The sequence below is a fragment of the Horticoccus luteus genome (genome assembly GCF_019464535.1).
Taxonomy (GTDB): domain Bacteria; phylum Verrucomicrobiota; class Verrucomicrobiia; order Opitutales; family Opitutaceae; genus Horticoccus; species Horticoccus luteus.
On the sequence record NZ_CP080507.1, the window covers coordinates 314,184 to 330,651 of the forward strand.

The 16,468-nt window shown below is 64.1% G+C and carries 12 protein-coding genes; 10 read left to right on the plus strand and 2 right to left on the minus strand.

The features are described from left to right. Positions 1-2: 2 nt before the first annotated feature. From K0B96_RS01200 to K0B96_RS01245, 10 genes are all read left to right on the plus strand, one after another. Complete coding sequence (locus K0B96_RS01200; protein ID WP_220162912.1) at positions 3-1,022, plus strand: VPS10 domain-containing protein; 1,020 nt, start codon at positions 3-5, stop codon at positions 1,020-1,022. A 17-nt stretch (positions 1,023-1,039) separates the two neighbouring features. Further along, positions 1,040-2,923, plus strand: coding sequence for a hypothetical protein (locus tag K0B96_RS01205; RefSeq protein WP_220162913.1), 1,884 nt, complete (start codon positions 1,040-1,042; stop codon positions 2,921-2,923). Positions 2,924-3,008: 85 nt separating this feature from the next. Further along, positions 3,009-4,514: an alpha-N-arabinofuranosidase gene (locus tag K0B96_RS01210; protein WP_220162915.1), complete on the plus strand. Its 1,506-nt coding sequence runs from the start codon at positions 3,009-3,011 to the stop codon at positions 4,512-4,514. Then, entirely contained in the window at positions 4,511-6,451 is a 1,941-nt protein-coding gene (locus tag K0B96_RS01215) for a glycoside hydrolase family 127 protein (RefSeq protein WP_220162917.1), read from the plus strand. Before K0B96_RS01210 ends, K0B96_RS01215 begins: the two co-directional genes overlap by 4 nt. Before the next feature lie 18 nt (positions 6,452-6,469). After that, positions 6,470-7,999, plus strand: a complete 1,530-nt coding sequence (locus K0B96_RS01220) for a M28 family peptidase (RefSeq protein WP_220162919.1) — start codon at positions 6,470-6,472, stop codon at positions 7,997-7,999. A gap of 40 nt (positions 8,000-8,039) precedes the next feature. Beyond that, positions 8,040-10,217: a glycoside hydrolase family 36 protein gene (locus K0B96_RS01225; protein WP_220162920.1), complete on the plus strand. Its 2,178-nt coding sequence runs from the start codon at positions 8,040-8,042 to the stop codon at positions 10,215-10,217. A gap of 123 nt (positions 10,218-10,340) precedes the next feature. Next, the gene (locus K0B96_RS01230; RefSeq protein WP_220162921.1) at positions 10,341-12,443 is read left to right on the plus strand and encodes a hypothetical protein; all 2,103 of its coding nucleotides are present in this window, start codon (positions 10,341-10,343) and stop codon (positions 12,441-12,443) included. 255 nt (positions 12,444-12,698) lie between these two features. Further along, on the plus strand, positions 12,699-13,178 hold the full coding sequence (locus K0B96_RS01235) for a DoxX family protein (protein ID WP_220162922.1): 480 nt from the start codon (positions 12,699-12,701) through the stop codon (positions 13,176-13,178). Positions 13,179-13,467: 289 nt separating this feature from the next. After that, the gene (locus K0B96_RS01240; protein ID WP_220162923.1) at positions 13,468-13,725 is read left to right on the plus strand and encodes a hypothetical protein; all 258 of its coding nucleotides are present in this window, start codon (positions 13,468-13,470) and stop codon (positions 13,723-13,725) included. Beyond that, complete coding sequence (locus K0B96_RS01245) at positions 13,710-13,985, plus strand: hypothetical protein (RefSeq protein WP_220162924.1); 276 nt, start codon at positions 13,710-13,712, stop codon at positions 13,983-13,985. The genes K0B96_RS01240 and K0B96_RS01245 overlap by 16 nt, the downstream gene beginning before the upstream one ends. Before the next feature lie 353 nt (positions 13,986-14,338). Here the strand turns inward: K0B96_RS01245 and K0B96_RS01250 are convergent, their stop codons facing one another. Beyond that, a complete protein-coding gene (locus K0B96_RS01250) occupies positions 14,339-14,602 on the minus strand; it encodes a hypothetical protein (RefSeq protein WP_220162925.1) in 264 nt (87 codons plus the stop codon). 648 nt (positions 14,603-15,250) lie between these two features. Beyond that, positions 15,251-16,324 (minus strand): IS110 family RNA-guided transposase, encoded by a 1,074-nt coding sequence (locus tag K0B96_RS01255; RefSeq protein WP_220160955.1) that lies wholly within the window; start codon positions 16,322-16,324, stop codon positions 15,251-15,253. Positions 16,325-16,468 lie beyond the last annotated feature (144 nt).

The following is a 16,468-nucleotide window of genomic DNA, read 5'->3' on the forward strand; positions in this document are numbered from 1 at the left end:
TTATGAAAACCAAACACAAACTGCGCTGGCTGGCCGGCTGGGCGCTCTTGACGAGTGCCGCTCTCGCGGCGGCTCCGGCCTACGATTTCTACCTGTGCGCGTCCGTGAATAAAGGCTACGTCACGGGCTCGAAGATCACGACCGTGAGCGGGCTGTTCCAGCGCGAGGCCGATGGCACGTGGCACCACATCGGCTACAACGACATGAGCATCGCCGCCGCGGCGTTTGATCCGCGCGATCACAACGTCATCTACACGGCCGCGCTCAACGGCTGCTGGCGCACGCTCGATGGCGGCAAGACCTGGCGGCAAACCAACGACTGGACGATCACCGAGGGCCGCGACATCGCGGTCGATCCGCACGCGCCGGATCACGTTTATCTCGCGTTGCCCGACGGGGTCGCGGTTTCGCAGGACCGTGCGGAGACCTGGACGCGCCGCGAAAACGGATTGCCGGAACGCGGCAAATACACGCAGACGATCCGGGTCGATCGCAGCCAGGCCGGCCGCGTGCTGGCGGGTTGTGAGACGGGGATTTATCTGACGGAAAACGGCGCGGAATCCTGGCGGCGCGTGCTGCCCACGACCGATACCGTCGATGATATTCAGCAAAGCTACCATGATCCCAAAACGTGGATCGCGGTCACCCAAAGCGCGGGCGCATGGATGTCGCACGACGGCGGCGCGACGTGGGCCAAACTCGACGGCGTGCCCTCCGAACACACGCTCTACAACGTGACCTTCGATCCGCGCAACCCGCAGCGGATCGCGCTGGGCGGCTGGGACGCCGGCGTGCTGACGTCGGAAGACGGCGGGAAAACCTGGGCGAATCGCACGGCCGGATTACCCGCTCCGCACCACGTCTGGCGCGTCGGGATCGATCCTGACAACGGGCTGCTTTACGCCAGCCTGACGAAGCAGACGCTCTTCACTTCCGCCGACTTCGGTCGCACGTGGAAAGCGGGACCGTTCGAAGACTCGGCCATCAACAACTTCATCAGCCTGCCCCGGGCAGAGAAATAATCGGGAGAGCCATCAACGTGAAAATTACCATCCCCGTCCTGTGTGCCTTGTTCGCGGCCTCGCTGTTGCCGGCGACTGGCCAACCCTCCTTTGAAGGTCCGATGCCGGACCGCCACGTGGTCACCGATGCCAACGTGCGGCGGCAGGACTACAACCGCCGGGCGGACGAAGTTGTGAACTGGTATGCGGCCCAAGCGAAGCCGGGCCAAGACCTCGGCGTCGGCCAGATTCTGGCCAAACTCGTGCGCCATGAGGACGAACCGCAGGTCTCCCAAAGTGTGATCGCCCTGATGAAGGATCCCGGCACGGGACCGTTCTGGATGTTTCCGGTCGTGGGCATTTCGATGCTGGGACAAGACCAGCTTTCCCCGGCCGCGAAGAAGGCGATTCGCGACATGTGGCGCACCACTTACCAAGTGCGCGGCGACACCGAGAATCACTGGTTGATGTATTACACGTCGCTTTACCTGATCGCCGAACAGAATCCCAACGAGCCGGCCAACACCTGGTATACGGGCAAAAGCTCGGCGGAGAATCTCGCGGAGGCGCGCAGTTATCTGATCAGTTGGATGGATCTCACGACCACGGTGGGGCAGGGCGAATTCACGCCGACCGGCTACATCGCGGAATATTCCATTCCCCTTTTGTATCTGGCGACGTGGGCCAAGGACCCCGCGATGCGCCAACGCGGGCAGATGATGCTCGACTGGCTGTATGCGGAGCTCGCGGAGAACACGCTCAACGGCGTGTTGCACGGGCCGAATTCCCGCACTGATGAACGCGAAGTGGTGGAGCGCGGCAATACCGCGGCGTCGTTTTACTGCTGGCTGCTTTTCGGCAACACGGTGCCGCCGCAGGCTTACGGCGGGTTTGGCATCTACTTCGCCGTGGCCGCGAAAAACTATCACGTGCCCGACGTGATCTACCACATCGCGGTGGAGCGGGATCGCGACTACACGCAACACGACCTGAAGCGCACGCGGCGCCGCTGGCGTTACAGCGATCAGCTCTCGCCCCCGGTTTACCGGACCAATTACACGCGCAAGGATTACGCGGTCGGCTCCATCCAAGGCGGCTTGATCGATCCGATCCAAACGCACGTGTGGGATGTGACGTGGGACGTGCCGGACCCGCGCGGGGTGCACAACACGATCTTTTCGCTGCAGCCGTATTCCGCCAACCGGTCGATGCAGATGTATTTCTCGGCGTATCCCGAGCTGATGATCCCCAACCTCGCCGTCGAAGGAAAGCCGAGCTACGACCTGTCCACGAAAGTGATCGGCAGCTCGCCTTACGAGCAGGTGTTTCAGGATCACGACACGGTCATTGCACTCTACAATATCGCGCCCGGCACGCGTTTCCCGCAGGTCAATGGATTCTTCTCGAAAGACCTGCAGAACGTCACCGAAGACAAGTCGGGCTGGATCTTCGCGCAAGGCGGCAAGACCTACCTGGCTTACCGTCCGCTCGCGGGCTACCATTGGGAGAAATATCAGCATCGCGACGGCGGTTGGGCGAAAGAGGTCAAGGACCTCGGCGACAAGCTCCTGATCAGCCCGCATCTGCAAAACGGCACGATCGTGCAGGCCGCGGATGAATCGGAATTCAAAACGCTGGCCGAGTTCGCCGCCGCGATTCGCGCGCTCCCGCTGGAATTCAAGCTCGCGCCGGAGCCGACCGTGAAATTCACCACGCTCCGCGGCCACCAGATGGCGTTTACTTACGGCCAAACGCCCGTGCTCGACGGCAAGCCGGTGGATTACGCGGACTGGAAGCTCTTCCAGAGCCCTTATCTCAACGCCGAGAAGGGTTCGAAGCGGTTGACCATCACGCACGGCGAACTCGAACGCGTGCTCGATTTCAACACGCTGACGATCACGGATCGCGTGCGCGAACCGTAAGAATCGCCGCGTTGCCGCGCCGCCTGCCCGAGCAGGCTGGCGCGGCGCACCGGCTCCTGTATCGGTGCGTTTGCCCTTTCTTTCCATGCCCCGCGCCAACCTCACGATTCGGGCGAATGAGCCCGGCCCCACGATCAGCCGCCATCTCTTCGGCCATTTCGCCGAGCATCTGGGGCGTTGCATTTACGACGGGCTATGGGTGGGCGAAAACGCCCGCGTGCCCCACGTGCGCGGCTGGCGCAGCGATCTGGTGGCGGCGCTGCGGCGCCTGCGCATTCCGAATCTCCGCTGGCCGGGCGGTTGCTTTGCGGACGACTACGCCTGGCGCGATGGCATTGGCCCGCGCGAGCGCCGGCCGCGGCGGATCAACGCGCACTGGGGCGGCGTGGTCGACGACAACGCCGTGGGCACGCATGAGTTTCTCGATCTGTGCGCTCAGCTCGGTTGCGAGCCTTACGTGGCGGCCAATGTCGGCAGCGGTTCACCGCGCGAGATGCGCGATTGGATCGAGTATTGCAACGCCCCGGCGGGCTCGCTCGCCGAGGAGCGCGCGGCGAACGGCCGGCGCGAACCGTGGAAGATCCGACTCTGGGGCATCGGCAACGAAAACTGGGGCTGCGGCGGCCACATGACGCCGGAATATTACGCCAACGAGTATCGCCGTTTCACCGGTTACGCGCGGGAATTTCCGGACGCTCCGCTCTTTCGCGTCGCGTGCGGTCCGGCGGGCGACGACGTGCGGTGGACCGAGGTGATGATGCGCGACGCGTTGAAAGGGCCGTTTCACGCCGCGCCGATGTTTCAGGGCCTCTCGCTGCACTACTACACGATGCCGGGCACATGGGAGAACAAACACGCGGCCTCCCCGTTTGACGAAAATGGTTGGAAAAGCGTCATGGCGCTCGGGTGGAAAATGGACGCCATCGTGCGCGGCCATCGCGCCGTCATGGATCGCTACGATGCCGCGGGTGCAGTGGCGCTGGTGGTCGACGAGTGGGGTGCGTGGTTTGCGGCGGAGCCGGGCACGAATCCGGGTTTCCTTTATCAACAGCAGACAGTCCGCGACGCCGTCCTCGCAGCGCTCACGCTCAACGTTTTCATCAACCACTGTGAACGCGTGCGATTCGCGAACCTCGCGCAGATCGTGAACGTGCTGCAGGCGGTCGCGCTGACGGAGCCAGGCGGCGGCCGGCTCGTGCTGACGCCGACGTGGGATACGCTGGAGCTTTACTCCGCGCACCAGGATGCACGACGGCTCGCCGTGGACTGTGACGCCGCGTTCGCGTCGCACGACGGTTTGGAGTTTCCCCACGTTTCGGCGACGGCCTCGGTCGCCGCCGACGAGTCGATTACGTTGACGGTGTGCAACACCGATCCCGCCGCCGCAGCGGACGTGACGCTCGCGCTGGCCGGACGGAACGTGAGCGTGCGTGAGGCGCGCGTGCTGGCGACGCCGGTGCTCACCACGTGCAACACCTTCGATCATCCCCGGGCCGTGACAGCGCGTCCGCTCGACGGGGTGAAAACCGATGCTGCCGGCGTGCATTTCACGCTGCCGCCGGGCGCCGTCGCCGCCCTTCGTTTTTCATGAGCCTGCCCACCTGCCTGCCTTTGCCGCGCATTCGCTTCGAGCGCGGTTTTCTCGCCGAACGCGCCCGCCTCGTCCGTGAGGTCGTCATCCCGTATCAATGGGAAGCGCTCAACGACCGCGTGCCCGGCGCCGAGCGCAGCGGCACGATCAACAATTTCAAAGTAGCCGCCGGCGAACGGCCGGGGGAATTCTACGGCTATTGGTTCCAGGACTCCGATCTGGCGAAATGGCTCGAAGCGGCCTCGTTTTCGCTCGCGACGCATCCCGACCCGAAATTGGACGCGGAGCTCGATGGCATTATCGCAACCATCGCCAAAGCCCAGCAACCCGATGGCTACCTCGACACGTTTGTGCAGTTGACCGCTCCGGACAAGCGGTGGACCAACCTGTTTGAATGGCACGAGCTCTATATCGCCGGCCACTTCATCGAGGCGGGCGTGGCGCACTTCGAGGCGACGGGTAAACGCACGCTGCTCGACGTGGTCGGCAAGCTCGCCGACATGATCGAGAAAGTCTTCGGCCTCGGCGCCGGCCAGATCCCGGGCTATCCGGGGCACGAGGAGATCGAGCTCGCGCTGGTGAAACTGGCGCGCGTGACCGGTGAAAAACGTTACGTGCAGCTCGCGGCCTATTTCATCAACCAACGCGGCGCAGCGCCCAACTATTTCGATGCCGAGAGCCAGCGTCTCGGCGTGAGCGCCAAGCTCCCCATCTATTTCTACAAAAACCGTTGGGAATATCTGCAGGCGGAAAAGCCGGTGCGAGACGCGCTGGAGCCCGTCGGCCACGCCGTGCGGGCGATGTATCTCTACACGGCCATGGCGGACCTGGCGCGAGAGCTGGGCGATCAATCGCTGCGCCAGGCCTGCCACACCCTCTGGAATAATTTGCGCGACTATCACACCTACATCACGGGCGCGGTCGGGTCGGAGTGGGAAGGCGAACAGTTTTCCGGGCGCTACGATCTGCCGAACGATCGGGCGTATGCCGAAAGTTGCGCCGGCATCGGCCTCGTCTTCTTTGCGCGCCGGATGCTGGATCTGGAGCTGCGCGGCGAGTTCGCCGATGCGATGGAGCGCACCTTGTTCAACAACGTGCTCGCCGGCATGGCGCTCGACGGGAAAACATTCTTTTACGTCAACCCGCTGGAAGTGCGCCCGGAGGAAGCGAAGGCGCGCCGCGACCAGCACTACGTGAAGACGCAGCGCGTGCCGTGGTTCGGTTGCGCGTGCTGCCCGCCCAACATCGCGCGCACCTTGACCTCGCTCGGCTACTACGTGCACTCGGTGCAGCCCGACGGTCTCGCGATTCATCTCTACGCGGACTGTGCGCTCGACGCCACGGTGGCCGGAGTGAAAGTCGGCCTCGCGGTGAAAACCGATTATCCGTGGGACGGGAAAGTCCGGGTGGAGGTGACGCCGCGCGGGCCGGCGAAATTCGGGTTGCGGTTGCGGCTGCCCGGCTGGTGCACCGCGCCGAGTGCGTCGGTCAACGGCGCCCCCGTGGATCTCGCCGCGCACGCGCGCGACGGTTACCTGCACCTCGATCGCGAATGGGCGCCGGGCGATGTCGTGACGTTGGATCTGCCGATGACTGTGCAACGCGTGCGCGCGCATCCCCGGGTCCACTACGATCTCGGATGCGTGGCGCTGCAGCGCGGACCGCTGGTTTTTTGCGTCGAGCAAATCGACAACGGCCCGCAGCTCGCGCAACTCGTCTTGCCGAAGCGCGCGGTGCTCACGGCGCGGTTCGATGCAGGATTGCTGGGCGGAGCGATCGTGATTGAGGGCGCCGCTGAACGCATCACCCCGGCGTCAAACGAACTCTATTCAACGGCGGAACCCATCCGGGTGCCCGCGACACTCAGGGCGGTGCCTTACTGCCTCTGGAATAACCGGGGCGAAGGCGAGATGCGGGTCTGGCTCCGCGAAGATTAAACCTAAGACTAACATATTATGATCCACATCCGATCTGCCGACGTTTTCTCGTGCTCGATCAACTCGCGCATAGAGCGCAAGGTTCACCGCCCAGGCGTCCGCTGGGTGCGGCGGGCAGTCCCGGCGCTTTTGCTGGCGGTGACCGCGGCGACGGTCGTGGCGCAACCGCAGCAAAAAATTGTGGATGCGATCATCGCCGATGGAATGACGGATCAAACCGGCTACAAATTCCTGGAGGAATTGTGCGACGACTTCGGCGGCCGGCTCGTGGGGAGCCCGCAAAACCAAGCGGCGATGGAGCGCACCGTGGCGGAGTTGAAGGCGCTGGGAATCGAAGCGCGTTTGGAAGAATTCAAGATGCCGGGATGGGAGCGGGGCGATGATCGGATCACCATGCTCGCGCCGGTGCCGCGGCCGATCCGCGCGGCGTCGATCAGCTACACGCAACCGACTCCCGAATTCACCGCGGACGCCGTGGACCTGAAACTCGGACGGGCGGAGGACTACGCGGGACAGGACACACAGGGAAAAATCGGCGTGGTTTCGGCCGGCAGCCCGGTGTCGACCCGCGAGAGTATAAAGCAGGCGATGGCGCATGGGGTGAAAGCGCTGCTCTTCATCGATCGCGTGAATGGCGGTCAGTTGCTCGCGCGTTCGGGGAGCTTTGTCGGCGAGCCGTTGGCGCTGCCGGTCTTCACGATCACGGCGGAGGAAGGATTGTGGATGCAGCGGTTGCTGGCGCGAGACCAGCGCGTGACGCTCACCTTGGTGGTGCGCTCGAAATGCATTCCGGTCACCACGGCCAACATCGTGGCGCGTTTCCCTGGACGCACGCCCGACACGGTGATTTTGGGCGGCCACTTTGATGGTTGGGATCTCGGCCAGGCGGCGTTGGATAACGGCCTGGGGATTGCCCAGATTCTCAACACCGCGCGGCTCCTGCAGAAGCACAGCCCGGAAAATCTGCGCACGGTGGAGCTCGTCTGGTTCAATGGCGAAGAGGCGGGTCTGTGGGGTTCGCGCACGCAATCGGAGCGCGAGCGCGACGCGCCGATCGTCGCCATGATCAACCTCGACATGGCCGGCTACCCGACCGGGGTGAACGCGATGGGCTACGACGAGTTGATGCCGGTGCTGCAGCGATTCAACGAGACGCTGGGTGAATTGAAGTTGAAGGACGGGGTCGTGAGCTCGCCGTGGCGCGGCAGCGATCATTTGCCGTATATGTTGACGGGCGTGCGGGCCATCACGATCGGCGGCCCGATCGCGCCGGAGGCGGTGCGGTTCTATCACGATTTTGGCGACACCTACGACAAGGTGGATCCGAAGCTCGTCGCCGCTTCGTCCTCCGCCGTGGCCGCGCTCGTTTACACGTTGGCCAACGATTCGGAATTGAAGGCGAAACGCGTGTCCGATGCGGACACCGCGGCGCTGCTCGTAAAAGCGAAACTCGACACGGAATTGCGCAACGCCGGCATCTGGCCGTTTGGCGACGCCAAGGCGGCGGCGACGAAGCCGGCGCGCGAGCCGAAGACGACCAAGCCCTGATCGCAGACGCGATCGCGCAAAAAGATCATTGCCCCAGCCCATGGCCTCCAACGTTCAACCCGAACTCTTTCGCAAGGTGCGCTGCGGCGCGATTACGGCGCTCTATATGCGCGACCCGGAGACCAAACGGCTCGGGCTCTGGCTCGTGCCCACGGCGAAAGCGGCGAAGCTGCCGAAGCGCCGCGAGGTGATCGACGGCGTGGAGTTCGACGCGATGCTGGCGGCGACGAATGGGCGGTTGCGCGCGTGGCACATTGAATCGCTCGTGCAAGTGAAAGCGCTCGCGGATGAACCGCCGGCGGGCTTTGCGCAAGGCCGCACCCTGCGCAACAGCGTGACGGTGGACCGGCTGGCGTTTGAGCGTCAGGCAGTGACCCGACGTGGCGGCGCGACGACGGTGCGCACCAGCTTCGTTCACGACCGAGATGGCTGGCGGGCGCACCATGAACTCACCTGGCGGGCGGGCGCGAGCTGGCTGGAGAGCACGACAACGGTGGAAAACACGTCGGCAGCCCCGGTCACGCTGGAAATGCTCGCGAGTTTCTCGATCAGCGGACTCGCGGCGTTCGCCTCAGACGATGCGCCGGAGCGGCTGCGGCTGCACCGGATCCGGGCGGCGTGGAGCACGGAAGGGCGGCTCGTGACGGAAAGCTTTGAAGACGCGCAACTGGAGCCGTCGTGGAGTTGCTACTCAGTGCGCGCCGAGCGTTTCGGCGCGGTGGGCTCGCTGCCGGTCAACGGGTATTTCCCCTTTGTCGCGGTGGAAGACAGCGGGGCGGGCGTGACGTGGGGCGCGCAGGTGGCCCACCCGGGCTCTTGGCAGATGGAGGTTTACCGGCGCGAAGATCTGGGCGCGATTTCCGGCGGACTCGCGGATCGCGAGTTTGGCCATTGGATGAAGACGGTGGCGCCGGGCGAGCAGTTCACGTCGCCCGTGGCGTTCGTAAGCGCCGTCGCCGGCGGCGTGGAGGATGTTTGCGCGGCCTTGACCGCGGCGCAGGAGCGGCCGCTCGCGCAACTGCCGAAGAGCGAGCGAGCGTTGCCGGTGATGTTCAACGAATGGGCGACGAGTTGGGGCGATCCGCGGCACGAGAACATGGTGAGGCTGGCGGAGCGGCTGCGCGGATCGGGCGTCAAATATCTGGTGATCGATGCGGGTTGGTATAAGCCGGACGCCGGTTCGTGGGGTGATGCGCAAGGCGAGTGGCAGGCGAACCGCGCGATGTATCCGCAGGGTCTGCGCGCCACCACGGAGGCGATCCGGGCGGCGGGATTTGTGCCGGGCTTGTGGTTTGAGATGGAGGTGGTCGGCAGCAGTTCGCCGCTGTGGAACAAGACCGAGTGGTTGCTGCATCGCGACGGTCGGCCGATCACGGGCGGCACGCGACGGTTTCTCGATCTGCGCCAGCCTGCGGTGGTGGATTATCTGACGGCGCGCGTGATCGGCACCCTGCGGGAGGGGAATTTCGGCTATATCAAAGTCGATTACAACGAGACGATCGGCTTCGGCGTCGACGGGGCGGAATCGCCCGGTGAAGGCTTGCGGCAGCATCTCGCGGGCGTGCAGGCGTTTTTTAGGAAAATGCGCGCGGAGCTGCCCGATCTCGTGATCGAAAATTGCTCGTCGGGCGGGCACCGGTTGGAGCCGTCGATGATGGCATTGGTGGCGATGGGCAGCTTTTCCGATGCGCACGAGTGCCGGGAAATTCCGATCATCGCGGCGAATCTGCATCGCGTGATTTTGCCGCGGCAGAGTCAGGTGTGGGCGGTGTTGCGGGCGGAGGCGGATCTGCGGCGCACCGCGTATGTGCTCGCGAGCGGGTTTCTGGGCCGGCTGTGTTTTTCGGGTGATTACATGACGCTGCGTGCGGAACAGCATGAACTTGTGGCGCGGAGCATCGCGTTGTATCGCGAGGCGGCGCCGGTGATCGCGCGGGGGCGGAGCCACCGCTACGGCCCGGATGTGCGGGCCTATCGGCATGCGCGCGGCTGGCAGGCGGTCGTGCGCATCGCCCCAGGCGGACGAACCGTGTTGGTGGTGGCGCACACGTTTGCGGATCCGAAAACGCGCGAGCTGCGTGTGCCGCTGCCGCCGGGAAAGTGGAAGATTGCCGGCGAACTGAACGAGGGAGGGAAGGGCGCGCGCATCGTCGACGGCGAATGGCGCTGGCGACCGGGCGGCGAATGGGCGGGTTGCGCGGTGGTTTTGCGTCGCTGACGCCGGCGAGCGACGACCGGCGGAGGCGACCTGTCAGGCAGGCTGACGGCGTCTTTCGGCGGGGTTGAGGGGTATTCAGTTGCCGTCGACGCGGTGGGCAGACTCTTTCGTCGGCACCCCCCCATGTCATCACCCCACCCGCAGGCTCCTTGGTGCAAGTGGGGGTTATGGTTTCTTGGGCTCGCTCCGGTCGTGTTTCTCGTCGCGCAGGTGGCGGCGAACCTGCGGAATATTGTTTACTGGGATGAGTTCGAAACGGCGCTGAGTTATCTCGTCGACCTCGACCGGCACGCGTCGTGGCCGGTGATTCTCGAAAAACTGTTCGCGGTGCAAAATGAGCATCGGATCGTGACGAGCCGGCTGCTCTACCTGCTGTTGCGCGCGACGACGGGAACGTTGGATTTCGTTTTCATTGGTGTCTTGGGCGATGCTTTTCTGCTCGGGACCGCGGTTCTGCTGCTCGTGTTTGTCGGCAAGCCGGGGCAGCGCGCACCGCTGGCGGCGTTGTTGGGCCTGGGGTTGTTTCACCTGGAGCATTACGAAAATCTTTTTTGGGCGGGCTCTTCCATCGACCACTTTCATGTGGTGCTGCTCGCCACGGGGGCATTCGTGCTGCTGACGCGCGAGAGCAGGCTGGGGCTGTGGGGCGCGTTGCTGCTCGGATTGCTGGGAAGTTATACGCTGGTGCATGGGTTCGTGATCTGGCCGGTGGGCGCCGGGTTGCTGGCGGGGCAACGCCGCTGGCGTCATTTGGGCGTCTGGCTGCTGGTCGCGGCGACGGCGGTGATTTGTTATTTTCCAGGGTTCTTTTTCAACCCGGGGCATCACGTGGAAACCTCCGTCCACGCGGGCTCGGTGTTCATTTACTGGCTCGCTTTGCTGGGGGCGGCTCCGGCGTTGGGTGATGCAGCGGTGGCTCCATGGCTCGGGGCGTGTCTGGTGGGCGCAGGATTCTGGTTGATGCGGCAGCGCCGCTGGAAGGATGAGCGGGTCGCGGCGGCGGTGGTCGCGTTCTGCGTGATCGCAATGATGCTGATGGCGCTGGGTCGCACGGGGCTCGCGGGTGCGGCGACGTTGACTTCGCGCTATATCATTCTGAGTTCGCTGGCTTGGACGTTAACCGCGTGGGTGGCGTGGACGAGCGGGGAGATCAGTGCGGCGCGTCGCGGATGGCTCTTCGCGTCGCTGGTGGTGGCGTTTGGCGCGGTCAACGTGGCGGCCGATGTCCGCTTTGGGGAGAAAGGGAAAGTGTTCAAAGAGCTGCGCGAACAAGTGGCGTTGCGCTATCATTTCTCCCGCACGCTCGAAGGTGCACCGTTTAAACTCTATCCCAATGCCGCCTTGGGGGATCGCATCCTCGTCGCGGCGGAAGAGCGGGGCATCTATCGCCTGCCGCTACCAGAGGTGAAGGCGATCACGCTCGGGCACGAGCGATTGAGGGATGGCATCACGTGTGCGCTCGACGGCGTCCAAGCCAACGCGCACGCGGTGTATGTCGACGGGTGGGCGGCCACTCCTCGAGGCGGCATGCCGCCGGGCGAACCCGCCGTGGTGTTTGTCGGCGACTCGACGGTGCGCGCTTTCCACGCGCTGCGCATCCGGCGCCCCGATGTCGTGCAAGCCAAGGGTAACGCGGAATTGTTGTTCGCGGGTTTTCGGGTCGTCGTGCCGCGCGCGGCCTTGCCGCCGGAAAATTATCGAATCGGCGCGCTGTTTCGCGGAAAGGATTCCGATGCGTGTGTGCTGACGGCATCGACGGTGGATTTGCGCACCGCCCCGGTGAACGCGCCATCGCCGGCGGAAAAAGTGACGCTGCGCGCCCCGCGCGAAATTCCGGGCGTGGTTTACTTTGTCGAGTCCGTGCGAAGCGATGACGAGGCGGTCGAGATCGACGGTTGGGCGTTCCTCCCGAAACGCGAAGGCGGCGAGCGGGAGATGGCCGTGGTTTTTCAATCCGAGGACTCGCGCCTGGCATTCCGCGCGCGTCGGTCTCCGCGGTTGGACGTCGCGCAAAAGTATCCGGAGTGCCGCACGCTTTACGCAGGCTTCCACCTGCATCTGCCGCGCAGCGAATTGCCGAAGACGCATTTTCGGCTGGGGCTGTCTTTCAAGCAGGAGGACGAAGAGGAATTCATCCTGACGGATCACCGCGTGGACCTCGCGCCGGAACCAGCGTTGCTCGGCGACGCGGCGAGAGTGCCACTGCCGAGCGGCGTCGGCGGGTGAGGTGAGGCGAAGCGCCGACGCGGACAGCGAGAGGCCGACGGGTGAAACGTGGGGCGGCTGGCTCGATAAAGTGCCGAGCACGATGGTTGAGCGCGTCGCTGACGCGAATCGTTGGCGGAAACGGCGAAAGAAATGCGTTTTTGGCGAACGGGCGTTTGACGGAGAGGTCGGCGTTTCTACGTTCGCGTCGAGCGCGGGCGTTTTCCCCGACGTCCGCGCAGTCTGACTCCTTCAACCCCACGGAGACTCAACCCCATGAGCAAGTTCATCGCTTGGAGCGAGGCGCATCGCGGCCTCTGGCTGGATTGTGTTCGGATTTTCCTCGGCCTCGGTCTGTTCGCGCGCGGGGTGATGCTGATCACCCATACGTCGACGGGTTACTACGTGAATTTGCTTCAACAGGCGGACGCCATCTGGCTGTTGAAGAGCGGTGTGCTGCACTACGTGATGCTGGCGCACTTTCTCGGTGGGGTCTTGTTGACGATCGGTTTTTTCACGCGGCTGGCGGCGTTGGTCCAGATTCCGATTCTGGCGGGCGCAGTGTTTCTCGTGCACCGGCAAGATGGACTATTTGATGCGAATCAGGCTTTGGCGTTTTCTACGCTGGTGCTGTTTTTGCTCGTCGTGATCGCGGCGGCGGGAGCGGGCAAATTCTCGCTCGACTACGCGACGTTTGGCCCGGCGAGGGCGGACGACGACCCGGAGCATCCATCGATCGCGCTGCCGCAGGTGTAGGGGAAACGGCGGGACGGGCGGGACCGATCTTGTTCGGGCCGAGGCGACGACGGCCGAAGGCCCGCGGCACTATTTTGTCGCGGGTCGGTCGCAAGCGTTCACCTATGACGAGGAAGGCAATCTGAAGACCGACGAAGCTTGGAAATTATGGATCTTCAACGACCGGGGGAATCTGGGACTACACCTACGATGCGGAAAACCGCCTCGTTCGCATGCAGAGCGCCCTGCCCGCGGGTTTTGGCTTTACCCGGTCCTCATCGAATTCAAATACGATTACTTGGGCCGCCGGGTGCAGAAGCGTGTGATCAATTTGGACGATAACACGGAGGTGTCCTTGCTGCGCTACCTTTACGCTGGCTGGGAGCTGGTCGCGGAAACCAAGGGGGACGGGACGATCGTTCGCAGCTACTTGTGGGGGCTGGATATTGCCGATTCCTTGAGTGCCACGGGCGGAGTGGGAGCATTGTTACAGGTGACCAACCATGGCGCCAGTCAGCGCACGCGTTATCTGGCTGCTTATGCGGACGGCGGATGGCCGCCGAAATGAAAGCGACCCGCGAGGCGCTTTGGCAGGAAGAGTTAGCGGCCTTGCTGGCCAGACTCAAACGCGGGCCCGCGGACGTGGAGCAGGAAAGGAAATCAGCGTTTTGGAAAACCGCGTTGGCGGCGGCGATGAAAGACCGCACGACGGCGACCAACCGCTGGCTGGGAGAGGCCATCAATATGGGAGTCCGGCACGAAGTCAGTCGTCAGGTTGGGCGTTGGAAACGAAATCCGGATGCGCGATTGAGCAAGCAACTGGCATGAACTACAAACTACAAAGCCAGACCCCTTTTTAGATTCCTCACCCCGTGTCGCCGGCGGCAGCCTTGGCCGCGACGGACGCAAGACGGCTCGCGCCCCCGGTGACGGGCGGCGGACGTCCTCTCGGCGGGCGAAAACGGACGCCACCGGCCCGCGCGCCCGCGACCGGCGAAGGATGCCGCCGTCCGGCGCTCCGCCCATCGGCGGTCGGAGGCCACTACAAAACGCATAAGCGGCGGTCGGAACCGCGGACGCCTTCGAAACGGGCTTGTTCAACCCGCGTCCCGCTGCGCGCTACGGCGCAGCAGAACGCTCAGAGTTCGGCCTTTTATTGCACGGCATCAGTGAACACCCAGTCATCCGTTCTTGGCCATCTTATACCTACCAACGCCGGGCAGCACAGAAAACCAGCAGAGGGTCCCAAACACAACAATCTGCCCTGCCAACACCGCAAGTCCGTGCTTCTGAAAGAACGCGACGGTCGCCTCCCGCCCTGCGACTTTTCCTTGAGCAAAGCCTTCGCTAAACGTCTGCGCGTCGCTACCATTATTCGCAGCCCCACCGGCAATAGCTCCCACGATTCCGCCTAGAAGCATATTGGTGATGAAGTAAAACAGCACGAGCCATACAAAGCCAAACAGAAGTCGAAGAACTAGGCTGCGTGGGGGACGCGTTATGGGGCTAGAGGTCTCGGATGTCATAGGATATTTTTGCCGAACGATCAAAGATGAGCCACGGCTGTGCTTGGCGTGGCTCGTGCGAAAGCACGAGACATGACAAGCAGAGCCGTTGGCTCTGGCGTCTTCCATGAGAAGGCGTGTCGAGAATAATATAGAAAAAGGTTCACCTTTTTGGTGGCTCTGGAGGAGGGGCGGCGTTCCCGAACGGTCCGGCTTCCATACGCACTCGTGGTGGCGGCGTCAATGGCCGCGCTGGTGCAGGGAGGAATCCAAGGTGCTCGAAAAGGGCGGCCCTTCCATGAGAAGGCGTGTCGAGAATAATATAGAAAAAGGTTCACCTTTTTGGTGGCTCTGGAGGAGGGGCGGCGTTCCCGAACGGTCCGGCTTCCATACGCACTCGTGGTGGCGGCGTCAATGGCCGCGCTGGTGCAGGGAGGAATCCAAGGTGCTCGAAAAGGGCGGCCCTGCATACTGGTTAGCGCGTTGAGCGGTGAGGCTCACGCTGGCGCTAGAGCGCAGTGGCCAAAGGGATCAGACCTGGGTGGGAACGGGCAAGGGGTTGAGGGTGGTGGTGGCCGGACGGGTGACTCAGGCGGCCTGCGGCAGCGGCTGCGGTTGCGGTTGGGCGTGGTAGTCGGCGCCCGTTTTCCACAGCGCGAGCAAGGTGACGGCGAGCTTGCGGGCGACGGCGATGACGGCGCGTTTCTTGGCGGATTTGCCGCCGCGCGCGGCGATGCGTTCGCCGGCGGTGCGCAGCGCGCCCGGCGGACCGAAGGGGCCGAGGATGTAATGCGCGCAGTTGACCAGGAGGCAGCGCATCTGCGCGTGGCCGGCCTTGGTGATGCCGAGTTGCTTGTCGGTCTGGCCCGATTGGTCGCGGCGGGGCACCAGGCCCAGATACGGCCCGACGGCGCGCGCGTGCGCGAAGTGCGCGGGGTCTTCGATCGTGAGCACAAAGCACAGGGCGGTGATCAGCCCGACGCCCGGGATCTGGCGCAGGAGAGTGGTCACCGGGTAACGTTCGAGGGCGAGGACTTCGAGTTCGGCGTCGAGGGCTTTGATCTGCGCGTTGAGTGCGTCGATCGCGGCGAGCAGCGCGGCGACCAGGGAAGCGTCGGTCGGCGCGAGCTGGGCGCGGACTTTGCGGGTGAAGGCCATGGCTTTGATCGAGGTGGAGACGAAGACTCCGAGGCTTTTCAGCAGGAAGCGCACGGAGTTGATGAGGTTGACACGGCTGCGCACAAGGGCCTCGCGGACTTTGAGCCGCACGAGGGCGCGTTGCGTGTCCTCGCTGCGGTGGCGGACCGGGCTGAGCAGCTGCGGGTCGGCGCGGCCCAGGCGCGCGAGCATCCGCGCGTCCTCGCGGTCGGACTTGGTCTGGCTTTGCGAGATGGCGCGCAGCTTGCGGGCGTTGGCGACGATGACGGGGTGGCCGAGTGTGGTGACGAGACGCGAGATCCACGGGCTGTGCGTGCCGGTCTCCATCACGATGGTCGCGCCCGGGTAGCGGGCGCTGAACGCGGTCAGCACTTCGCGGGTGTTGACGATCACTTCCTCGGCGAGGATCTCGCCCGAGGCATCGAGGACGCACGCGTGGTGGCGGCGGTCCCCGAGGTCCAAGCCAACGGTTAGTTTTTCAACAGGAGGGGTTTTGGTTTTCATACGGCGGGAGATTATACACCCGCCTTCTCATCCCTACTGGTTGAACCAAGCCGCTGCGCGGCGGGGGTGAGCGGGTGTATATAGTGCGGGGCGGGGCACGAGCGGAAGGATGGGCGGGAGGGCGGTGGCTGGCAAGGCTGCGGG